A 14,935-nucleotide genomic window follows, 5' to 3' on the forward strand; every position below is an offset into this window, starting at 1 on the left:
CGGTTTGTTTCGTCGCGCGCGCAGCGAATCTGACGCGAGCACGAACTGTCCTCGGCATCCCGACATTACCCAGATCAAGCATCCAGGAAACAAGTCATGGCTATCGTAGAAGTCAAAGTCCCCCAGCTTTCGGAATCGGTTTCGGAAGCCACCATGCTGCAGTGGAAGAAGAAGCCCGGTGAAGCTGTTGCTCAGGACGAAATCCTGATCGAACTCGAGACCGACAAGGTCGTGCTGGAAGTGCCGGCACCGGCAGCCGGCGTGCTGTCGCAAGTGCTGCAAAACGACGGCGATACGGTTGTCGCCGATCAACTGATCGCCACGATCGACACCGAAGCCAAGGCTGGCGCCGTGGCAGCGGCTGCCGGCGAAGCGGAAGTGCGTCCGGCTCCGGTGCCCGTCGCCGTGGAAGCCGCGCCGGCTGCTGCTTCGGGGTCGAGCAACACGTCGGCCTCGCCGGCTGCCGCCAAGCTGCTGGCCGAGAAGGGCGTCGATCCGAGCCAGGTCTCGGGCACGGGCCGCGACGGCCGCATCACGAAGGGCGACGCGCTGGGCGCGAACGCCGCACCGGTGAAGGCTGCTGCCGCACCGGCCGCCGCCGCGCCGAAGAAGGCCGCAGCGCTGCCGGACGTCAAGGTCCCGGCCTCGGCCACGACCTGGCTGAACGATCGTCCGGAACAACGCGTGCCGATGTCGCGCCTGCGTGCGCGTATCGCCGAACGTCTGCTCGAATCGCAGCAAACCAACGCGATTCTGACGACGTTCAACGAAGTCAACATGCAGCCGGTCATGGACCTGCGCGGCAAGTACAAGGACAAGTTCGAGAAGGAACACGGCGTGAAGCTGGGCTTCATGTCGTTCTTCGTCAAGGCGGCGGTTCACGCTCTGAAGAAGTACCCGCTCGTGAACGCGTCGATCGACGGCAACGATATCGTCTACCACGGCTACTTCGACATCGGTATCGCGGTCGGTTCGCCGCGTGGCCTGGTGGTGCCGATCCTGCGCAATGCCGACCAGCTGAGCCTGGCCGACATCGAGAAGAAGATCGCCGAATTCGGCCAGAAGGCCAAGGACGGCAAGCTGTCGATCGAGGAAATGACGGGCGGTACGTTCTCGATCTCGAACGGCGGCGTGTTCGGCTCGATGCTGTCGACCCCGATCATCAACCCGCCGCAGTCGGCCATCCTCGGCGTGCACGCGACGAAGGAACGCCCGGTCGTCGAAAACGGCCAGATCGTAATCCGTCCGATCAACTACCTGGCGCTGTCGTACGACCACCGCATCATCGACGGCCGCGAGGCCGTGCTGTCGCTGGTCGCGATGAAGGATGCGCTGGAAGATCCGGCACGCCTGCTGCTGGATCTGTAAGCCTCGCTTTTCCGTATTGAATCGCTCCGTTCGCGCGGCGCACGCATTGCGTGCCGCCGCGCGTCGGGCAACAGAGAAGGATAGTCATGTCCAAGGAATTTGACGTCGTCGTGATTGGCGCCGGCCCCGGCGGCTACATCGCTGCGGTGCGTGCAGCCCAGCTCGGCAAGACGGTTGCCTGTATCGAGAAGTGGAAGAACCCGGCCGGCACGCTGAAGCTCGGCGGCACCTGCCTGAACGTCGGTTGCATCCCGTCGAAGGCGCTGCTGGCCTCGTCGGAAGAATTCGAAAACACCTCGCATCACCTGGCCGATCACGGCATCACGGTTGGCGAAGTGAAGATGGACACCGCCAAGATGCTGGCCCGCAAGGACGCCATCGTCGAGAAGATGACGGGCGGTATCGAGTTCCTGTTCAAGAAGAACAAGATTACCTGGCTGAAGGGCCATGGCAAGTTCGCGGGCAAGACCGACGCGGGCGTGCAGATCGAAGTCAGCGGCGAAGGCGAGACCGAAGTCGTGACGGCAAAGAACGTCATCATCGCTACCGGCTCGAAGGCGCGTCACCTGCCGAACCTGCCGGTGGACAACAAGATCGTCGCCGACAACGAAGGCGCGCTGACGTTCGACACGGTACCGAAGAAGCTGGCCGTGATCGGCGCCGGCGTGATCGGCCTCGAACTGGGTTCGGTCTGGCGCCGCCTGGGCGCCGAAGTGACCGTGCTCGAAGCGCTGCCGGCGTTCCTCGGTGCCGCTGACGAAGCGGTCGGCAAGGAAGCCGCGAAGCTGTTCAAGAAGCAAGGCCTCGATATCAACCTCGGCGTGAAGATCGGCGACGTGAAGGCCTCCGACGCCGGTGTGTCGATTGCCTATACCGACAAGGACGGCAACGCCAAGACGCTCGACGCCGACCGCCTGATCGTGTCGGTCGGCCGCGTGCCGAACACCGACAACCTCGGCCTCGAAGCCATCGGCCTGAAGGCCAACGAGCGCGGCTTCATCGACGTGGATGACCACTGCCGCACGGCCGTGCCGAACGTGTTCGCGATCGGCGACGTGGTGCGTGGCCCGATGCTCGCGCACAAGGCCGAAGACGAAGGCGTGCTGGTGGCCGAAGTGATCGACGGCCAGAAGCCGCACATCGACTACAACTGCATTCCGTGGGTGATCTACACCTCGCCGGAAATCGCCTGGGTCGGCAAGACCGAGCAGCAGTTGAAGTCGGAAGGCCGCGAGATCAAGGCGGGCAAGTTCCCGTTCTCGATCAACGGCCGTGCGCTCGGCATGAACGCACCGGAAGGCTTCGTGAAGATCATCGCCGATGCCAAGACCGACGAAGTGCTCGGCGTGCACATCATTTCGGCCAATGCGTCCGACCTGATCGCGGAAGCCGTGGTGGCGATGGAATTCAAGGCGGCGTCGGAAGACATCGCCCGGATCTGCCATCCGCACCCGTCGCTGTCGGAAGTCGTGCGCGAAGCGGCCCTCGCCGCCGACAAGCGTTCGCTGAACAGCTGATCGACGCGGCCGCGAGGCCGCCATACGGCGCCGTGCCGGCATGTTGCCGGGGCGGTGCCGCCGTTTGATGCCGAAGGCGGGCGGGAGTTTTCCGCTCGCCTTTGGTTTTTCTGGCTTGCATGATGAACGTCACCGAATACTACGAGCGCGAACTTGGTACGCGCGGCTATCAGGCCGACACCGCCCAACGCACCGCGATCACGCGACTGCAACACTGTTTCGACGAGTGGGTCGCCTACAAGGCGCGGCGCTCGAATGCATTCAAGAAACTCGTCATCCGGCCGGAATTGCCGAAGGGCGTGTATATGTGGGGCGGCGTCGGTCGCGGCAAAAGCTTCCTGATGGACAGCTTCTTCGCGGTGGTGCCGGTGCAGCGCAAGACGCGCCTGCACTTTCATGAATTCATGCGCGAAGTGCACCGCGAGCTCGAAGAACTCAAAGGGCAGGCCGATCCGCTCGACGAGCTGGCGCGCCGCATCGCGAAGCGCTATCGCCTGATCTGCTTCGACGAATTCCACGTGTCCGACATTGCCGATGCGATGATTCTGTATCGCTTGCTCGACCGACTGTTCAGCAACGGCGTGCAGTTCGTGATGACCTCGAACTACGATCCGGATCTGCTGTATCCCGACGGGCTGCATCGCGACCGCATGCTGCCGGCCATCGCGCTGATCAAGCAGAAGCTCGATGTGATGAACGTCGATGCCGGCGTCGATTACCGCCAGCGCACGCTGACGCAGGTGAAGATGTACCACTCGCCGCTTGGTGCCGAAGCCGACCGCGAATTGCGCGATGCGTTTGCGCGGCTGGCCGCGGTGCCCGACGAAAGCCCGATTCTGCGTATCGAGAAGCGTGAGCTGAAGGCGCTGCGCAAGGCCGATGGCGTGGTCTGGTTCGACTTTGCGACGCTGTGCGGTGGCCCGCGCTCGCAAAACGATTATCTGGAGCTGGCATCGCGCTTTCACGCGATCGTGTTGTCCGATGTGCCGCAAATGTCGCCGCGGATGGCGTCCGAGGCACGCCGTTTCACCTGGCTGATCGACGTGCTGTACGACCACAAGGTCAAGCTGCTGATGTCGGCCGAGGTGCGGGTGGAAGATCTCTACGTGGAAGGGCCGATGGCGAACGAGTTCAGCCGGACCGTGTCGCGCATCGTGGAGATGCAGTCGCAGGAGTACATCGAAACGCCGCGACGTGTGGTGGATACTTCGCTGACTTGATCGAAGCGAGCCGGGGCGAGTTCGCGTGAGGGAATGACCGATTCAACTCATTCGGTCATTTTCAGAATCGTCCAATATCCAGCGAGTGAGCGTCTCGTTATCGTACGTCATGTTCCTGTAATCGGAGTGGTGACATGACGCCGTACCGAGACATAACCGATATCGAGTGGCAGCGGGTTGCCGGTCTGCTGCCCGAATTGCGCCCCCGGAAGGAATTGCGAGGGCGTCCACTTGCCGATGCGCGCAATGTGCTGAACGGCGTGCTGTGGGTGATTTTCAGCGGCGCATCGTGGTCTGCCATTCCGCGCCGTTATCCTGCGTACCAAACGTGCCATCGCCGCTTCATGCTCTGGTATGAATCGGGCACCTTGCGTGCCGTGCTGAGCGAATTGTTCGGCTCCATCAGCGATGATCTCTACGAAACCGTCACTATCCGCATGCGTAAGCACACGCATTCGCGGGCAGCGGAATTGCGTCATGCGATTTTGCCTAACCGGGTTCGCATGCCGTGTGTCGATCAACCCTTCCTGCCGGAGCCGCACGCACTCGCATCGTCTCCTTTGCAGCCGCCGCATCCACTGGCGGCGTGATCAACACGATATATCAAGAGCAATAGCAGCGGCGCCCGTGTTTGACCGTGCGCCGCGTTCTGCTTGACGCTCGCTCAGGGTTGGCGAACCCAGGTCTGCGAACGGCCGAGCAGCGATACACCGATATACCCGCGCACAACCAGCTTTTGGCCACCATCCTCAAGCGTCATCTTGCACTTGTAGACCTTGCCATTCTCGGGGTCGAGAATGTTGCCGCCGTCCCAGTGGTCGCCTTCCTTCTTCATCGCCTTGATGATCGTCATGCCCTTGATCAATTGATCCTTGCGCTCGTCGGTACAGGCCGTGCAGCGCCGATCCGGCGTGTCGTTATCGCCGAGGCCCTTCATCACGGTGCCGGTCAGATCGCCGTTCGAATCCTGCGTGATCTGAACGAGTGCCTTCGGCTTGCCGGTGTGATCGTCGATCGTTTGCCAGGTGCCGAGCGGGCTGTCGGCTTGAGCGAATGCGCTCATGGCGGACATGAGCAGGGCACCGCCGACGGCGAGCTTGCGCAGCGAGAGATTGAAGCGGGTCATTGTCTTCCTCCTTGAGTGCATTATCTTTTTCTGTCGAACTCTGCGTCGTCTGCGCTGAATGCCTGCAAAACAGCTTCGCACGATCGTTCGAGAACCTCTGCGCAGAATACGTGAAAGCCGTCGCTGCGTTTGATAGAGGTGCCTCTAATCGAGCCGGCTCGCGTTCGGCGCGCGAGCCGGCGCATCAGGCTTATTGCAGTTGATAGGAGAACGACGCATTGATACGCGGGCTGCGCGATGCGCTTTCGATCGGTGCGTCACCCACCGCCTTCGCCACGTTGAGGTCGAGGTTGTAGTGCTGGCCGTCCGATACGCGTACGCCGATGCCGACCGACGACAGCCGGTTCGGTTGCGGCGTGCCCGCATGCAGGTATACGCGCGCCATGTCGTACGCGATGTATGGCGTGATCGACTTCAAATAGGCATAGCCGACCGTGAACTGACGGTTGATTTCCGCCGACATGCCCCAGCCCGAATCGCCCGATGCCTCGCCCGGCTCGTACCCGAGCGCGAAGCGCTGGGCACCGAACGCAATCTGCTCGGTGGTCGGCAGCGATACCGCGCTGTACTGGCCCGTCAACTGCACCGTGGTGCCGATCTTGTACGGCCATTGGTTGGTCTGCACCAGCGTGCCGCCGGTGCGCACGAACGTGATCGAGGCCGGGTTGGTCTGCGTCGAGCCGGCGATATTGGTTTCGGCCGATTTCGATGCGCCGAGGATGTCGAAGGCCTTCGCCACGTTCAGGCTGAGCTTGGTGACCGAACTCGGCCGGATCGTCGTGTAATCCATCTGTGCCTGCAGCACGCGCACCTGCGAGCGAAGGCCGATGTATTGGCCGCCGAGCTGGTTTTGATAGTTGTCCTCGCTATGCGACGCGTAGCCGGACACGGTGGCGAGCAGGCTGCGCTGATTGTTGAGCAGGATCGGGTACGACGTCGACACGCCGATCTTGTCGTTGATCACGGTGCGTTTCACATAGGAGGGCAGGCCGGGGTTGTCGGTCGGATTGCCGCGGTAATGGCTGGCATCGACGCGCGCGATCAGGCCGTTGCTGCCGATCGGCACCGAGCCGCTGGCCGCCACATAGGTCACGTTGTTCGGCCCCTTCGGCGCCAGCGCCGAGATGCTCAACTGTTCGCCGAGCGAGGTCAGGCCGCTTTCGGTGACGGTGAACACGCCCTGCACGCCGGGCGTGGTGGTAGCGATGCCGCTGCTGACGTTGATCGGCTTGCGTGACACATCGAGTGTCATGGTGGTCGCGCCGTCGGTGTTCTGCGGCGGCGGCACGTTGGCCTTCACGGTGATGCCGGGCAGCAGGCCGAATGTATTCACGTAGCGCTCGAATGTGTCCTTGCGCAGCGGCCGGTCAGCCGTGATGTGCGCCGCGACCGCGCGCAGCTTCGATTCCATCGGGCCGGGCTTGCCGGTGATCTGCACGTCGGAGACGTAGCCCTCGACGATCGTCACGCGTACCACGCCGTCCTCGAACGTTTGAGCGGGCACGAACGCGAACGACAGCGCGAAACCGCGTTCCTGGTATAGCTTGGTCACGCCGTTTGCGATTTCGATCAGTTGTCCTATCGTGATGTCCTTGCCGACCAGCGGCGTGAATCGTGAGGACACCAGATCGAAGGGTACCGATTTGACACCTTCGACGCGGATCGTCGACGGCGTGATATGGCGAGCCAGCAGCTCTTGCACCTGTTGTGCCTGCGGCTCGACCTGCACGGTGACGGTGGAGCGCTGCGGCACATTGATTTGCGGCAGCGATTCGAGCGGGTTGCCGGCGGGGCGGGTTTGCGCCTGCGCGGGGCCAGCGGCCGTCGCGGCGAGCGCGAACAGCATCGTCCAAACCTGATGGGTGGATCGCATTTTCGGTGAGTCCTCGTAGGCCAGCTTTTAGTTTTGTACTGCGAACGGGCGGCCTCGATGTGCCGCCCGCTCATTGCAACCTGTGAAGACCGTCCGCGCTTCCCGCCAGCGCGGACGGATACCGCCTGAACCCTTACTTGCCAACGTTACCCAACGTGCCGAGCAGCCCCGTGACCGGCGCAAGCAGGCCCGTCGTGCCACCGCCGGTTGCGCCCGCCGCACCCACCGTGGAGGTCAGCGAACCAACCAGCGAGGTGACCGGCGACAGCAGCGAGCCGGCTCCCGATGCGGCCGTGCCGCCCGTCACGCTGCCGAGCGAACCAGTTGCAGTATTCAGTAAACCGGTAACCGGCGCGAGGGGATTTGTACTACCTGTGCCGCCCGCGCCACTGGTGACCGAACCGAGTGCGCCGGTGACGGTCGACACGAGGCCGGTGACCGGAGCGAGCGGGCCGCTGGCGCTGCCGCCGGTGGCGCCGCCGAGCGAGCCGAGCAGGCCCGTCAGCGGATTGCTCGCCGTGCTGCCCGAGGCGGAGCCGTTCGCGACGCTCACGCTCGAACCGCCGACCAGGCTGGTGATCAGGCCGGCCACCGGGTTCGCGCCGTTGGCGCCCGACGCGTTGACCAGGCCGCCGGCATTGGTGACGGTGTTGCCGAGCGATTGCACGAGCGTGCCGACGTCGCCGACCAGCGGTTGCGACGACGCGCCCTTGACCTGCGTGCCGGCCGAACTGACCGCGCCGCCCAGTTGCGCGAGCAGGCCCGAGACGGGGGCGCCGAGGCCGGTGGTCGAGCCGATCGTCTGCGTGGTCTGGCCGACCGTCGTGACGATCGGCGTGATGGCCGAGCTGATCGGTTGCGTGACCGCCGTGACCTGCGACGACGACAGCACGTTGCCAAGCGACATGCCGCCGGCCTGCACGCCATTCGCCACCGTGTTCAGCAGCGAGCTGACCGGCGTGGTGATGGGCGAGAGCGCCGAGAGCTGGCCGGTGCCGAGCGAGTTGACGGTCTGGCCGAGGCCCGCGACTGCCGTGCCGGCGCTGCTGACCACGTTGCCGAGGCCGGCTACCGTGGTGCCGACCGGATCGCTTGTCGTGCCGATCTGGCCGAGGCCGTTGGTCAGGGCGTTGGCGGCCGAGCCGACCACCGTGCCGACGCCGGACACCGTGCTGCCGAGGCCTTGCGTGACGCCGCTGTTGACACCGGGGATCGTGACCGAGCCGACCGTGGTGCCGAGGTCGGTGACGGTCTGCGCGGCCGTCGTCAGCACGCCGGTTGTGCCGCTGGTGCTGGTGCCGCTCGACGTGCCGCTGGACGTGCCGGAGGTGGTTTGCGGCGTGTTGTTGCCGTTGCTCGCTTGCGAGGTCATGTCGCTGCCGCCGCAGGCAGCCAGCGCGGACAGGGTGGCGGCCGCCACGACGCTCAGCGTGAGACGCCAGGCGCGGTGGGCCGACGGGGAGATTTGGATCGGGTTCATGGTTGGACTCCTCTGACGCTATTTATCGTGAGTGGTGCTTACTTCTTGCCGCCGCCGAGCAGGCCGCCGACGAGCGAGGTCACGGGGGAGAGCAGGCCGCCGCCCGTTCCGCTCGTGGAGGTGGCGTTGCTCGAGCCGGTCAGGCCCGCCACCGCCGTGGTGGCCGTCGAGGTGGCGCCGCTCGTGGCCGTGCCGCCCGCTGCCGATCCGAGTGCGCCCGTCACGCCGGATACGAGGCCCGTAACCGGTGCGAGCAGGCCGCTCGCGCTGCTGCTTCCCGACGTGCCGCCGGCCACGCCGCCGAGCGCGCCCGTCACGCTCGATACCAGGCCGGTGACCGGTGCGAGCAGGGCGCCTGCGCCACCGCTGGTGGTGCCGCCCGTTGCGCCGCCGAGTGCGCCGGTGACCGTCGAAACGAGGCCGGTGACCGGTGCCAGCAGGGCGCCCGCGCCGCTGCCGGCCGTGCCGCCGGTCGCGCCACTGAGCGCGCCCGTCACGGTGGAGACGAGGCCCGTCACCGGGGCCAGCGGGCTGCTGCCTGCCGAGCTGCCACCCAGGCCGCCGAGTGCGCCGGTGACGGTGGAAACGAGGCCCGTAACCGGAGCCAGCGGGCTGCTGCCTGCCGAGCCGCCGCCCAGGCTGCCGAGTGCTCCGGTGACGGTCGACACCAGGCCCGTGACGGGGGCGAGCGTGCCGCTGCCGCCCGACGTGCCGCCAAGGGTGCCCAGGCCGCCCAACAGGCCCGTGACCGGTGCCAGCGGGTTGGTGCCGTTGCCGCCGGTCAGCAGGCCGCCGAGCGAGGCGACCGTGCTGCCGGTGGCCGCGACCGTCGAGCCGAGGCCGGCGGTGATGGCATTGCCGCCACCCGTGGCCGCGATCGCCGCGCCGGCCGTCTTCAGGCCGCCGCCAAGGGTGCCGAGCAGCGAATTGACCGGGGCGCCGAGGCCGGTTGCGTTGCCGATCGTCTGCGTGGTGTTGGCGACCACCGAGGTGATCGGCGTGATCGCCGAGCTGACCGTCTGCGTGATCTGCTGCACCGGGCCGGTAGTCAGCGCGTTGGTCAGCGTCGTGCCGCCGTTGGCGACTGCGCCGCCGATCGTCGATACGAGGCCGCCGACCGTCGAGGTGATGGGCGCCAGCGGCGAGAGCGGGCCGCTGCCGAGGCTCGAGACGAGGGTGCCGGTGCCGCTGACGGCGTTGCCGAGTTGCGAGACCACGCCGCCCGTCGAGCCGAGCGTGGTGCCGAGCGGGTTGGAGGTCGAGCCGAGTTGGCCGAGGCCGCTCGCGAGACCGTTGCCGAGCGTGCTGACGGCGCCGCCGACGCTGCCGACCACGCTGCCGAGTGCTTGCGTCGGCGCGCTGCCGAGGCCGGGAATCGACTGGTTGGCGATCGTCGAGCCGACGCCTGCGACGGTCGTGCCGAGGCTCGACACCACGTTGCTGGTGTTGGCCACCACCGTGCCGAGTGCGTTGACCGAGCTGGTGCCGGAGCTGGTGCCCGAGCTGCTGCCCGACGAGGACGAGGAAGACGACGAGCCGCTGGTCGAACCGCTCGACGAGCCGCTGGTGCTACCCGACGACGATCCCGAGGTGCCCGACGAACTCGACGTGCCGCTCGTGCCCGACGATCCGCTGGTACCGGAAGAGCCACTGGTGCCCGACGAGCCACTGGTGCCCGACGATCCGCTGGTGCCCGAGGTGGTTTGCGGCGTGTTGTTGTCGGAGCCGCCGGTGCCCTGGCTCAACGAACCGGAGCCGCCGCAGGCGGAGAGGGAAAGCATGGCTGCCACGGTGGCCGCGATCAAAGTCGTCCGGAACGTGCCATGAGTGATCGTTTGGGTGTCCATTTTGTCCTCGCAGTGCTGTTGTGTGATGTGTGTTGCTGCGAAGATCACTCTGCAACACCCGTGCCATGCGATTCGATTAACGATTCGGTTGCTTTCTCGACTGCCCGGAAAGCCTTGTCGTGCGGTGGTTTAACGATTGCTGAAAACGATTTTTAATCGAATCCAATGGAGCCTGGGAAACCGGCTAAATCACGTTCCGTAACGTAACGTCACATCATTTCCGTTACGCCCGGTTCGTAACGTGGTGCCGCAGCGCCATTCAATCGAACGATTGTTTTACTGATGATTTAGATAGGTACGTCTAACCTATCGTTAGCCCTTATGGGTAAGGCTCGGAAAGATAGTAAAAATTGCCTTGGGGGCTGGACGGATCGGCAAGAAAAATCATAAAAAAAGTTGGAAATAAAAGTTCTTGGGATTAAGATTCGATCGTGCGTGTACGGAACCGCACAGACAACGCGAAGTGGAGGTGCCTATCGAAACAACTGCAAGATTGTTAATCGGCATCAAAATATGTTAAGAGCTCCTGAAAAAACGAGCTATAAAGAAATGGCCGAAGCCGGACGTCAGAGCTGGTAACGGTTAGGTGGCCCGATATGCATATCGCATGAGGCCAACGAAACTCAAGGCACGAGGGATTACCATGAATGCACTTATCAATCGCTTCCTCAAGGAAGAAGACGGGGTGACCGCTGTCGAATACGGCCTCATCGCAGGCCTGATGGCGGTGGCATTGGTCACTGGAGTCGGCATACTTTCCGGCGGGCTGAGCGGCGCTTTCTCGTATATCGCCGGCAAGCTCCCTGGGGGTTAAGCGTCCGGGCGACAAGCCCGCGAGATCTTCATCTTTGTCATTCCGTGTGCGGGTCGTCTACCCGGCGCCCGCACTCTTCGCGCACGCTTCGGAAATTTGAATGATCCTGCTCTTTAGTGTCGGGTTTTTCCTGGCCTGGGCAATGATGGTTGCAGTCGGCGATTTTCGTTATCGGCGTATTCCCAATTCCTTGGTAGTTTCAGGATTGATATGTGCCATTGTTTTTGCCGCTGCCGGGTATAACCCATTTGGTATAACGCTGGTCGGTGCAATAATCGGCGCCGTTGTTGGCTTTGTTGGATTGTTGCCGTTTTTTGCCCTGCGCTTGATGGGGGCGGCAGATGTCAAGGTGTTTCTGACGCTCGGTGCGTGGTGCGGATTGCGAATGATGTTCTGGTGCTGGATTTTCGCGAGCCTGGTTGCATTGATTCACGCGCTTGGAATCATGTATTGGACTCGAACGCCATTAGGTGAATTGTGGCGAGGTGGTAAACCCGCATTGGCGTTGGGTGGACATCGCGGATCGCCTTACGCTGCGTTTCTGGTCATGCCCGCGGCAGCGGCATTGATACTTTATATCGTAACGGGGAATGTGCGATGAAATCGAGGGTCTGCGCGCCGCGTCGGCGGAGCAACCGCGGTTCGATGTCAGTTGAGTTCGCATTGATATTCCCGCTGTTTTTCATGGTGTTGTATTCGGTCGTGACTTACGGCCTGATTTTCGCCGCCCAACAGAATCTGACGCTGGCCGCTACCGAAGGCGCGCGTGCCGCGTTGAACTATCAGGTCAGTACCACGCCGCAGGCGGCGTTGGGCGCACGCGCCGCCGCCGCATGCACGGCAGCAACCAATCTCGTCGGCTGGCTGTCGGGTGCGCAATGCACCTCGACGCCCGCAGGCACCTGCTCCTACGACGCCTCGATGTACTGCATCAAGGTGACGTTGTCCTACCCCTATTCAACCAGGCCATTGATCGCGCCGCTGCCGTTGGTCGGCATGCTGTTGCCGGTCCCGGCCGCGCTGATCGGCTCGGCCACGGTCCAGATCAGTCCGGTCAACATCATTTAGGAGCACGTGGAGGACCGCGCCGATCGTCAAATACGGGGAGATCGGCGGCAGTACAGGCAGGCGCAGGACATTTCATGGATCGACTGTTCGCATAACAACCATGGCCAACAATCTGACGAAAATATTCGCGGTGGCGCTGATCGCCATCGCCGTGCTGCTCGGCATCTACGCGTGGGTGCTCGGCCGCCGGCCCGCGCCGATTGTCGAAAACAACGTTCAGCAGGCGGCGGCGAAGCTGTTCCCGGTCGTGGTCGCCGCGCATCCGCTCAAGGCCGGCCAGGCGATCGCGGCCGACGGCCTGAAGGTGCAGCAGGTCGCCGGCCTGCCGCAAGGCACATTCGCCGATCCGGTCCAGATCATCGGCCGGGTGCCGATCGCGGATATCCCCGAGCAGGCCGCCGTGGTCGAGAGCTCGCTGTCATCGGGCATGGCCGACCTGATCGCGCCAGGCGAGCGCGCCGTGGCGGTCAAGGTCGATGAAAACAACGCGGTCGGCAATCGCGTGCGGCCCGGCAATTTCGTCGACGTGTTCGTCAACCTGAAGCGCGATGCGGCGTCCGCCATGTCCGTGACCGGAAGCGGCAACGGCAACGGCAACGGCCCGGAGATCGCCAAGACCCAGGCAAAGATGCTGCTCTCGAAGATCCGCGTGTTGGCCTTCGGCGATGCGACGACCGCACGCGACCAGTCGCCCGGCGCGATGGGCGGCGTGCGTACCGCGGTACTCGCGGTGCCGACCGAACAGATCGATGCACTGACCCTGGCCGAAGCCACCGGCAACCTGACGCTTGCGCTGCGCAGCCCGCGCGACGAGGCGGTGGCGACGCAGACGGTGGCGATGCGCGTCGCGGCCAATGCCGACAAGGACCCGTCGGCGCGGGCCGCGGCCGGCATGTCCCTGTCCGAGCTGTCGCGCGGCGTGGCCGATACGACGCCGGCTCCTATCGTGCGCAAGGCGCCGCCGCGCGTGGTGGCGCGCAGCGCGGAAAGCAGCAGCATCGAAGTGATACGGGGCGGGCGGGCCGAGTCGGTCGCCTATTGAGTGGTAGTGAGTACGCGGTACTGGTTGCAACCGACACGGAGAGGCCCGGCTGCGGGCCTCCGACACAATGAAAAAGAAACTGATTGCATTGGCCATTGCATTGAATGCATTGACGTTGTCGTCCGTGGCAAGCGCAGCCGGCCCGGACGCGAGCGTCGACGTCGCGGTTGGCGCGCAGCGGCCGATCGCGGCCGGGCGCACCTTGCAGCGCGTAGCCGTCGGTGATCCGGCGGTGGCCGACGTGCTGATCATCAAGGGTGGCGGTGTGCTGCTGATCGGCAAGAGCGCCGGGACCACCAACGTGATGCTCTGGGAGCGCGGGCGCAACGAGCCGTCCACCTACACCGTGCACGTGACGAGCGGCGCGGCGAATGCGTTGCTCAACGATGCGTCGCCGCGCGTCGATACCTACGGCGACACCACCGTGATTTCCGGCTCGGGGACCACGCTCGAGGCGCATCAGCGCGCGGTGGATGTGGCGAACGCGGCAGCGGCCGCGCGGGCTGCGGCACAGCGGCAAGGCGCCGCCGGGCAGGGCGGCGCAGCGGGCGGCGCGGGCCGTGGCAGCGGCGCATCGCGGGGCGGTGCGGGAGCCGGTGGCGGAGCAGGCGGCGGCGTGGCAGCGGGCAGCGGCCCGCAGGTGGTCGACGCCTCGACGATCAGCGGCAAGAACGTGGTGCAGGTCGACGTGCGGGTGGTGGAATTCAGCCGCGCGGCGATCAAGGAAGCGGGCCTGAACCTGTTCAAGTCGAACAACGGCTTCTCGTTCGGCTCGTTCGCGCCGAGCTCGCTGCAGACCATGAACTACAGCCCGTCGTCGGGCCTGGCCGTCACGGCGGCCTCGCCGATCACGGCGGCGTTCAACCTGGTGGTGGGCTCGACCTCGCGCGGCCTGGCGGGCAACCTCTCGGTCATGGAGCAGAACAACCTGGCCCGGATTCTCGCGCAGCCCACGCTGGTCGCCCTGTCGGGCCAGAGCGCGAACTTCCTGGCCGGCGGCGAGATTCCGGTGCCGGTGCCGCAGTCGCTCGGCACCATCTCGATCGAATGGAAGCCCTACGGTATCGGGCTGACGGTGACGCCGACCGTACTCGGTCCGAACCGGATCGCGCTGAAGGTGGCGCCGGAAGCGAGCCAGCTCGATTTCCTGCACGCCATCACGATCGACAGCATCACGGTGCCGGCGCTGACCACCCGTCGCGCGGACACCACGGTCGAACTCGGCGACGGCGAAAGCTACGTGATCGGCGGCCTGATCGATCGCGAAACGACGTCGAATGTGAGCAAGGTGCCGTTCCTCGGTGATCTGCCGATCATCGGCGCCTTCTTCAAGAGTCTGAGCTATCAGCAGAACGACAAGGAACTGATGATCATCGTGACGCCGCATCTGGTGTCGCCGATCGCGGCCGGCGCGGCGTTGCCGGCCACGCCCGGCGAACGCTCGGAGCAGCGCGACGGGCCGGTCTGGCGGTCGTTCCTGGGCGGCATGCTGGTGCCGGATGCGGCTCCGGGGTTCTCGAAATGAGCGCGCCGGAGGTGGGGAATGTGAACGGCCGGATGCGGTGCACGTTCGCGCACCG

At 64.7% G+C, this 14,935-nt stretch carries 12 protein-coding genes and 2 pseudogenes; 10 read left to right on the forward strand and 4 right to left on the reverse strand.

Features of this window, described 5'->3' with window-relative positions; translation table 11 throughout:
• Positions 1-96: 96 nt before the first annotated feature.
• From odhB to AB4850_RS21265, 4 genes are all read left to right on the forward strand, one after another.
• Positions 97-1,368, forward strand: coding sequence for a 2-oxoglutarate dehydrogenase complex dihydrolipoyllysine-residue succinyltransferase (odhB, locus tag AB4850_RS21250; protein WP_414444961.1), 1,272 nt, complete (start codon positions 97-99; stop codon positions 1,366-1,368).
• 86 nt (positions 1,369-1,454) lie between these two features.
• Entirely contained in the window at positions 1,455-2,885 is a 1,431-nt protein-coding gene (gene lpdA / locus AB4850_RS21255; protein ID WP_414444962.1) for a dihydrolipoyl dehydrogenase, read from the forward strand.
• A 122-nt stretch (positions 2,886-3,007) separates the two neighbouring features.
• Entirely contained in the window at positions 3,008-4,105 is a 1,098-nt protein-coding gene (zapE, locus tag AB4850_RS21260; protein ID WP_414444963.1) for a cell division protein ZapE, read from the forward strand.
• A gap of 134 nt (positions 4,106-4,239) precedes the next feature.
• Positions 4,240-4,695 carry a transposase gene (locus tag AB4850_RS21265; RefSeq protein ID WP_414444964.1) on the forward strand — a complete coding sequence of 152 codons (456 nt, stop codon included), beginning with the start codon at positions 4,240-4,242 and terminating at the stop codon, positions 4,693-4,695.
• Positions 4,696-4,769: 74 nt separating this feature from the next.
• Here AB4850_RS21265 and AB4850_RS21270 read toward each other — a convergent pair whose 3' ends face one another.
• The 4 genes from AB4850_RS21270 to AB4850_RS21285 all read right to left on the reverse strand — a co-directional run bounded on the left by AB4850_RS21270 (position 4,770) and on the right by AB4850_RS21285 (position 10,431).
• The gene (locus AB4850_RS21270; protein WP_414444965.1) at positions 4,770-5,231 is read right to left on the reverse strand and encodes a DUF2147 domain-containing protein; all 462 of its coding nucleotides are present in this window, start codon (positions 5,229-5,231) and stop codon (positions 4,770-4,772) included.
• A 190-nt stretch (positions 5,232-5,421) separates the two neighbouring features.
• On the reverse strand, positions 5,422-7,104 hold the full coding sequence (locus AB4850_RS21275; RefSeq protein ID WP_414444966.1) for a ShlB/FhaC/HecB family hemolysin secretion/activation protein: 1,683 nt from the start codon (positions 7,102-7,104) through the stop codon (positions 5,422-5,424).
• Positions 7,105-7,237: 133 nt separating this feature from the next.
• Positions 7,238-8,584: a collagen-like triple helix repeat-containing protein gene (locus AB4850_RS21280; protein WP_414444967.1), complete on the reverse strand. Its 1,347-nt coding sequence runs from the start codon at positions 8,582-8,584 to the stop codon at positions 7,238-7,240.
• A 38-nt stretch (positions 8,585-8,622) separates the two neighbouring features.
• Entirely contained in the window at positions 8,623-10,431 is a 1,809-nt protein-coding gene (locus AB4850_RS21285) for a collagen-like triple helix repeat-containing protein (protein ID WP_414444968.1), read from the reverse strand.
• Positions 10,432-11,074: 643 nt separating this feature from the next.
• On the opposite strand from AB4850_RS21285, the gene AB4850_RS21290 reads away from it, so the two are divergent.
• The 6 genes and pseudogenes from AB4850_RS21290 to AB4850_RS21315 form a co-directional block, all read left to right on the forward strand.
• Complete coding sequence (locus tag AB4850_RS21290) at positions 11,075-11,245, forward strand: Flp family type IVb pilin (RefSeq protein ID WP_414444969.1); 171 nt, start codon at positions 11,075-11,077, stop codon at positions 11,243-11,245.
• Between the two features lie 100 nt (positions 11,246-11,345).
• Positions 11,346-11,846 (forward strand): prepilin peptidase, encoded by a 501-nt coding sequence (locus AB4850_RS21295; protein ID WP_414444970.1) that lies wholly within the window; start codon positions 11,346-11,348, stop codon positions 11,844-11,846.
• Positions 11,843-12,313: a TadE/TadG family type IV pilus assembly protein gene (locus AB4850_RS21300; RefSeq protein ID WP_414444971.1), complete on the forward strand. Its 471-nt coding sequence runs from the start codon at positions 11,843-11,845 to the stop codon at positions 12,311-12,313. Before AB4850_RS21295 ends, AB4850_RS21300 begins: the two co-directional genes overlap by 4 nt.
• Positions 12,314-12,413: 100 nt before the next feature.
• Entirely contained in the window at positions 12,414-13,355 is a 942-nt protein-coding gene (cpaB, locus tag AB4850_RS21305; protein ID WP_414444972.1) for a Flp pilus assembly protein CpaB, read from the forward strand.
• Between the two features lie 67 nt (positions 13,356-13,422).
• Positions 13,423-13,701, forward strand: a pseudogene (locus AB4850_RS21310) (pilus assembly protein N-terminal domain-containing protein); the annotation flags it as partial.
• 120 nt (positions 13,702-13,821) lie between these two features.
• Positions 13,822-14,880 (forward strand): annotated as a pseudogene (locus AB4850_RS21315) (type II and III secretion system protein family protein); the annotation flags it as partial.
• Positions 14,881-14,935: the final 55 nt, after the last annotated feature.

The organism is Burkholderia sp. 22PA0106 (assembly GCF_047497155.1).
In the GTDB taxonomy this organism is placed as follows: domain Bacteria; phylum Pseudomonadota; class Gammaproteobacteria; order Burkholderiales; family Burkholderiaceae; genus Burkholderia.